Source organism: Bradyrhizobium sp. (assembly GCF_036735945.1).
Classification (GTDB): domain Bacteria; phylum Pseudomonadota; class Alphaproteobacteria; order Rhizobiales; family Xanthobacteraceae; genus Bradyrhizobium.
Window position 1 is genome coordinate 1 of the sequence record NZ_DAINNI010000190.1, and the last position, 6,546, is coordinate 6,546.

Below are 6,546 nucleotides of genomic sequence, written 5' to 3' on the forward strand. Positions count from 1 at the left end.
CAGACTTGGTCGCTATCCACTCCCCATGGAATCTTCGCTTCGCTCGCAATGACGGAGGATACCGCGTTGAGCTAGGTGAGATGGAACTGAAGCCCGATCTACAAGTATCCGTACCGACGGCGCAGTCCATTGTGGATCAAGCCGTTTCGGATCGCGCCGTCGCGACGGTTTCCAGGCTTTATGGGGGCGAGATCGCGGCCATCCACGAGATCGCCTTCGCCGACCCCGCGCATCAGCCGCTCGTGCTGAAGGTCTATCCCGACGATTTGCGCTGGAAGATGCAGAAGGAGGTCACCGTCACTGGCCTGATCCAGGACCGTCTCAGCGTGCCCGCGCCGCGCATTCTGCTTGCGGACGACTCAAAGCGATTGCTTCAGCTCAACTTCATTCTGATGAGTAAGCTCGACGGCTCGAGCCTGGGCCAAGTGGAGAAGGACCTGACTGCAGAGCAGCTCGCTGCCGCTTACGCGCAGATCGGGCAATTGCTTCGCGAGTTTCACCGCATCCCGATGGAAGCCTTTGGCTATATCGGTCCGACAGGCATCTGGACGGCGCATTCGAGCAATCATGATTACCTGACACATCAGTTTCAGCGGAAGCTCACGGAATTCGCCGAGCGCGGTGGCGACGCCAGGCTCGCGCAACGGGTTGCGGGACATGTCGCGGAGCGCGCACAACTGTTCAAAGGCTGCCCGCAAGCCGTGTTGTGTCATAATGACCTGCACGCCGGCAATCTGCTGGCGACAATTGGAAACGCGGGCCCGCGCCTTACGGGCGTTCTGGACTTCGAGGGTGCGCTGGCCGGCGATCCGCTGATGGACGTGGCCAAGGCGCTCTATTACCTAGACGAGGCGTGCAGGCGTGGGCTGCTTGACGGATATGGAGCGTTGGATCGAGAGCACGGGTCCGAGACGCTCGATCTTTATCACCTTTATTTCGTGCTCGAGCTTTGGTGCTGGATGGCCCAGATCGGCAGGAAGGAGCGGCTCGACGAGCTGGCGCTGGAATTGGAAGACGGCAGCGCCGCGTAGCCTGCCGTCATTGCGAGGAGCTCGCGACAAAATTGCAAAGCAATTTTGCGCTGAAGCGACGAAGCAATCCATCTGTCCCCGGGTCGAGGTGTGGATTGCTTCGCTCGCATGACGGTGGAAGCAGCCAGCCCCGGTCAATTCAACAGCTTGACGTCGTCCGGCGCCTGCGGCGGCGTCTTGATCGCGATCGCCTTGATGGTGCGGCCGTCCGGCTTGGTGCCGGCGTGCGGCGTGCCCTTCGGGATGATGACGAGATCGCCCGGCTTTACCCGCACTTCCTTGTCGCCGAGCCAGATCGTGCCGGTACCTTCGAGGATGTACTGGATTTCGTGGGCATTGGCGTGCAGGTGCTTTGGCGGGCTGCCATCCTGCACCGCAACCGTCGCTCCCTCGGCCACGACGAACGTCTTGTTGCGCATGCCGGCGGCGTTGGCCGGCGACAGCGCATCGCCTTCGAGTTCGCCGGTGTGAATGACTTGCGCGGTGATGTTGTCCGCCGCCAAGGCCGGGCGCAGGAAATGCGTGACGCCACAGCCGGCGGCAAAAGCAGCGGTCAGTGAAAGCGCGGCTACTATGCGATTCATGAACATTCTCCCCTGGGCGTTTCTTGTGCAGACGATGCTATGCTGTGAAACCCCGCCTGACTAGCGCGCCGTCCGGTGCAGTTCGCGAAAAGATCGCGTGCCCGTCGAGGACTAATGCGTGGCCTGCGTGATCGGAACGTCTGCGTTGCAGGCGGCGCTTTGGCACCAAAGTCGCCTTCTCAAGCCCGCCGCGCTGCACTATCGTGCCGGCCAAATTCCTGGAGGAACTCATGACGAAACTGTTCGGCCGGCTGGCCGCATCCCTGCTGGCGCTGGCGCTGACCACGGGATTTGCCGCAGCGCAAAGCAAGGTCACCATCGCGGTCGGCGGCGGCTCGTGCCTGTGCTATTTGCCGACCGTGCTCGCCAGGCAACTCGGCGAATACGAGAAGGCGGGCCTGGCCGTCGAACTGGTCGATCTCAAGGGCGGCTCGGACGCGCTGAAAGCCGTGCTCGGCGGCAGCGCCGACGTGGTGTCGGGCTATTTCGACCATTGCGTCAATCTGGCCGCCAAGAAGCAGGAGCTGCAGTCCTTCGTGGTCTATGACCGTTATCCCGGCCTGGTGCTGGTCGTCGCGCCCTCGAAGACTGCCGAAATCAAGTCGGTCAAGGATCTCGCCGGCAAGAAGGTCGGCGTCAGCGCGCCGGGCTCCTCGACCGATTTCTTCCTGAAATTTCTCCTGAAGAAGAACGGCCTCGATCCGACCAGCGCCGCCGTCATCGGCGTCGGCCTTGGCGCGACCGCGGTGGCGGCGATGCAGCAGGGCCAGATCGATGCCGCCGTGATGCTCGATCCGTCCGTCACCGTCCTGCAGGGCAGCCATCCGGACCTGAAGATTTTGGCCGACACCCGCAGCCAGAAGGACACGCTGGCCCTGTTCGGCGGCGAATATCCGGGCGGCGCGCTCTACACCACCACCGCCTGGATCAAGTCGCACGACAAGGAAGTGCAGGGGCTGACCAACGCGATCGTCAACACGCTCGCCTGGATCCACTCGCACTCGGCCGAAGAAATCATGGCGAAGATGCCGGAGGAAATGGTCGGCAAGAACAAGGAACTCTATCTCGCCGCGCTGAAGAACACGATCCCGATGTTTTCGGAGACCGGCAAGATGGACCCCAAGGGCGCTGACGCCGTGCTCGCCGTGTTCAGCGAGGGCTCGCCCGAGGTCGCCAAGGCCAACATCGACGTCACCAAAACCTGGACCAACAAGTACGTCGAGCAGGCCAGGAAGACGACCGGCACGAGTTCGAAGTAACGTTCCGATAGGATCGGCGTTACGACCTCACGACGCCGGGCGATGCGTGCCATGAAGCCTTGAGAAATGAAGCCTTGGGACATTCTGCGCGTCCGCGCACTCGACTTTCCCGTCGAGGCGTGGCAATGGCCGTTCGCCGAGGCGCGGCGCGCGGAGATCGATGCGCATTTCGCCGAAAAGCAGCGCGAGAAGCCGGCGATGTGGAATGGCCGCGTCCTGCTCGGGCGCAACCCGGTATTTGACGGCGACCGCCTCAGCGCCAGCTATTTCGAGACTGATTTCGCCAGCTTCCTCGCCTGGCGCGACTGGGGCTTTCCCGATCCATCCGTGTTCAACGGCTTCGGCATGGGCGCGCTTCGCTGCGCCGACGGCGCCTTCGTGCTCGGCGAGATGGGTGCGCACACGTCCAACGCCGGCCGCATCTATTTTCCATCCGGAACGCCTGACCTCGACGACATCAGGGACGGCGCGGTCGACATTTCAGGCAGCGTCGTGCGCGAACTGGAAGAGGAGACCGGGCTGGTGCCCGGCGACTACGACAGCGAGCCGCATTGGCACTGCATCTACACAGGGCCCGCGCTGGCGATGATCCGATCGCTGCGCGTCGGCCTGCCGGGCGAGGCGTTGCGCGAACGGATCGAGTATAATCTCGCCGCGCAGGATCAGCCGGAACTGTCGGCCATCCACCTGGTGCGCGGCACGCGCGATCTCACCTCCGCCATGCCGCGTTTTGTGACGGCGTTCATCGAGGCGCAGCTCGCGGCCTGATGGGCGGCGAGCGTCGAGCGCAGCCATCCAATGTTCGGCATTCGATGGTGGTGTGGCACGCATAAATCCGCCTAGCGGAAATCTGCTACTTGGGGTGACGCGGCGCCGCGACAGTGTGGCTCCGGTTATTCGGCTTGACATCGCCCGGCGCTGCCCTTGTGATGAGAACAACAACAAGAAAATAAAACGACACAAAAACAAAAGGTGCATTGCACCATAGAGGGAGGTTTTGATGCCGGGGCGCAAAGCTGCACGCCTTCTTGTTGGGCTGTCTGCCGCAATCGCGGCGCTGGGAATGGCGGTCACCGCCGAGGCCCAGGAAAAAAAGATCAAGATCGGCGTGATCTACGACCTGACCGGCCCGCTCGCCGGCGGCGGCTCGGAGCTGCAATATATCGGCGCCAAGATCATGCTCGACCAGTACGCCAAGACCGGCGTCGAAGGTTACAAGGTCGAAGCTGTTTACGCGGACGCCCAGAGCAAGCCTGATGTCGCGATCAACGAGGCGGTGCGGCTGATCGAGCAGGAAAAGGTCAACATGCTGCTCGGCTTCTTCTCCTCGGCGCAATGCGTGCCGGTGGCCGCGCGCGTCGAGCAGCTCAAGAACTTCATGTGGATCACCACCTGCATCTCGTCCGCGGTGCTGGCCGACAAGAATTTCAAATACGTGTTCCGCCCGCAGGCATCAGGCGACCAGTTCGGCCTGATGACGATGGATTTCATCGCGCAGAATTCCAAGGCGAAGTTCGGCAAGGAGCCGAAGGACCTGCGCGTCGCCATCATTCATGAGGACGGCGCCTATGGCGTCGACGTCTCCAAGGGCAACGAGGCCGGCGCGAAGAAGGCCGGTTTCCAGGTCGTGCTGAAGGAAGGCTATTCCGCCACCGCGCCCGATCTTTCCGCGCTGGTGACAAAACTGAAGCGCGCGCGGCCCGACGTGATCTTCCACACCGGCTATAACCCCGACATCACCCTGTTCGGCCGCCAGGCGCGCGAGCAGGGCCTGAAATTCGGGGCGCTGGTCGGCCACGGCGCGGGCTATGGCGTTTACGAGAAGCTGAAGGAAGGTTTGGGCGCCGACGTCAACTACGTCTTCAACACCGACCCGATCTCGATCTGGCTCGCCAACCAGAAGAGCATGGATCCGAAGCTGCCGCCGGTCATCAAGATGGTCGGCGAGGAATTCGACAAGGCCAAGCCTGGAATGGCAATCCGCTCCGCCCATGTCGGCATGGCGGCGTCGAACACCTATGTGTTCCTGACCGAGGTGCTGCCCCGCGCCATCAAGAAGTACGGCGGCGTCGATCCGGATGCACTACGGAAGGCGGCGCTCGAGGTCGACCTTCCCGAAGGCGGCACCATGCTCGGCTTCGGCGTCAAGTTTTATGGCGAGGGCCAGCAGATGGCCGGACAGAACGAGCGTTCGTTCCCGGTCGTCATCCAGTATGTCGACGACAAGTCCTACGTCGTATGGCCGAAGAGCCAGGCGCAGCGCGAGGCCGTGCTGCCGCTGCCGAAGGGAACGACGTTCAGCAACCAGTAACCCGGAGATCCTGGCGTGCTGACTGTGGAAGGGTTGGTGAAGCGTTTCGGCGGCTTCACCGCTGTGAACAACGTGTCGTTCCGGGTCGAGAAGGGCGAGATCCTCGGCCTGATCGGCCCGAACGGCTCTGGCAAGAGCACGATCTTCAACATGCTGTCGGGCACGCTGGTGCCGACGGCCGGATCGATCCTGTTCGACGGCGCGGAGATCGCCGGCGTCGCCCCGCACCGCATCATCAACGGCGGCATCGGCCGCACCTTCCAGATCCCGCGTCCGTTCCATCGGCTCAGCATGTTCGAGAACGTCGCGCTCGCCGGCTACTACGGCCAGGGCCGCCACAGCCGTACGAAAGCGGATGAGGCGGCCGAGCGCGCGCTGGGCATGGTCGGCCTGCCGACCGACCGCCACGCCAGCGTCGATGGCCTGGGCGCTGCCGGCCTGAAGAAGCTCGAACTGGCGAAGGCGCTTGCGACCGGGCCGAAACTTCTGCTCGCCGACGAAAGCCTCGGCGGGCTCGACGAGCATGAGATGGGCCAGGCCGCCGACATGCTGCGCAACATCCGCGACGAACTCGGCATCACCATCATCTGGGTCGAGCACATCATGGGCGTCTTGATGCGGGTAGTCGACCGCGTGATGGTGCTCGATCACGGCGAGAAGATTTCCGAGGGCCTGCCGAGCGCGGTCGCGAGCGATCCGCGCGTCATCGAGGTCTATCTCGGCACGGATGCGGATTCGAGCCAGGCCGCGGCGGCCGAAGCGCGCCGGCGGGCAGGGGTGTAGCGCATGCTCGAGCTGAAATCGGTCGACGCCGGCTACGGCACCTTCCAGGCCCTGTTCGGTGTCAATCTCGACGTCAGGGCGGGCGAGGCGGTCGGCGTGATCGGCCCCAACGGCGCCGGCAAGACCACGCTGATGCGCGTGATCTCCGGCCTGATCCGCCCGGCCAGCGGCTCGATCACGATGGAAGGCCGCGACGTCGTGGCGACGCCGGCGCATCGCATCGTCGATCTCGGCATCGCGCACGTGCCGGAAAACCGCCGGCTGTTTCCGCGGCTCACCGTCGACGACAACCTGAAGATGGGCGCCTACATGCCCGGCGCGCGCGCCAAATATGCCGAGCGGCTGGCATTCGTGTTCGACTTGTTTCCGCGCATGAAGGAGCGGCGCAGCCAGATGGCCGGCACCATGTCGGGCGGCGAGCAGCAGATGTGCGCGATCGGCCGTGCGCTGATGTCGGACCCGAAACTGCTGCTGCTCGACGAGCCTTCGGCGGGGCTAGCGCCGGTCGTGGTGCAGCAGGTGTTCGAACTGGTCAAGCGCATCCGCGCCAGCGGGCTCACGGTCCTGATCGTCGAGCA

Annotated in this window: 7 protein-coding genes; 6 read left to right on the top strand and 1 reads right to left on the bottom strand. The window is 63.6% G+C overall.

The window, feature by feature from the left end; translation table 11 throughout:
• The coding region (locus tag V7E26_RS28505) for a phosphotransferase family protein (protein WP_324422727.1) at positions 1-1,031 on the top strand (1,031 nt) is incomplete at its 5' end.
• A 134-nt stretch (positions 1,032-1,165) separates the two neighbouring features.
• Here V7E26_RS28505 and V7E26_RS28510 read toward each other — a convergent pair.
• On the bottom strand, positions 1,166-1,615 hold the full coding sequence (locus tag V7E26_RS28510; protein ID WP_324422728.1) for a cupin domain-containing protein: 450 nt from the start codon (positions 1,613-1,615) through the stop codon (positions 1,166-1,168).
• Between the two features lie 230 nt (positions 1,616-1,845).
• Here V7E26_RS28510 and V7E26_RS28515 point away from each other — a divergent pair, with 230 nt between their 5' ends.
• From V7E26_RS28515 to V7E26_RS28535, 5 genes are all read left to right on the top strand, one after another.
• On the top strand, positions 1,846-2,874 hold the full coding sequence (locus tag V7E26_RS28515) for an ABC transporter substrate-binding protein (protein ID WP_324422729.1): 1,029 nt from the start codon (positions 1,846-1,848) through the stop codon (positions 2,872-2,874).
• A gap of 66 nt (positions 2,875-2,940) precedes the next feature.
• Positions 2,941-3,642, top strand: coding sequence for an NUDIX hydrolase (locus V7E26_RS28520; RefSeq protein ID WP_324422730.1), 702 nt, complete (start codon positions 2,941-2,943; stop codon positions 3,640-3,642).
• 232 nt (positions 3,643-3,874) lie between these two features.
• Positions 3,875-5,185 carry an ABC transporter substrate-binding protein gene (locus V7E26_RS28525; RefSeq protein ID WP_324422731.1) on the top strand — a complete coding sequence of 437 codons (1,311 nt, stop codon included), beginning with the start codon at positions 3,875-3,877 and terminating at the stop codon, positions 5,183-5,185.
• Between the two features lie 15 nt (positions 5,186-5,200).
• Positions 5,201-5,968: an ABC transporter ATP-binding protein gene (locus V7E26_RS28530; protein ID WP_324422732.1), complete on the top strand. Its 768-nt coding sequence runs from the start codon at positions 5,201-5,203 to the stop codon at positions 5,966-5,968.
• A 3-nt stretch (positions 5,969-5,971) separates the two neighbouring features.
• Positions 5,972-6,546: ABC transporter ATP-binding protein (locus tag V7E26_RS28535; RefSeq protein WP_324422733.1), on the top strand; the 575-nt coding region annotated here is incomplete at its 3' end.

Excerpts from the sequence above, each read along its gene's own strand:
- V7E26_RS28510 (WP_324422728.1), bottom strand. The coding sequence starts at position 1,615 with ATGAATCGCATAGTAGCCGCGCTTTCACTGACCGCTGCTTTTGCCGCC.
- V7E26_RS28515 (WP_324422729.1), top strand. The coding sequence starts at position 1,846 with ATGACGAAACTGTTCGGCCGGCTGGCCGCATCCCTGCTGGCGCTGGCG.
- V7E26_RS28520 (WP_324422730.1), top strand. The coding sequence starts at position 2,941 with ATGAAGCCTTGGGACATTCTGCGCGTCCGCGCACTCGACTTTCCCGTC.
- V7E26_RS28525 (WP_324422731.1), top strand. The coding sequence starts at position 3,875 with ATGCCGGGGCGCAAAGCTGCACGCCTTCTTGTTGGGCTGTCTGCCGCA.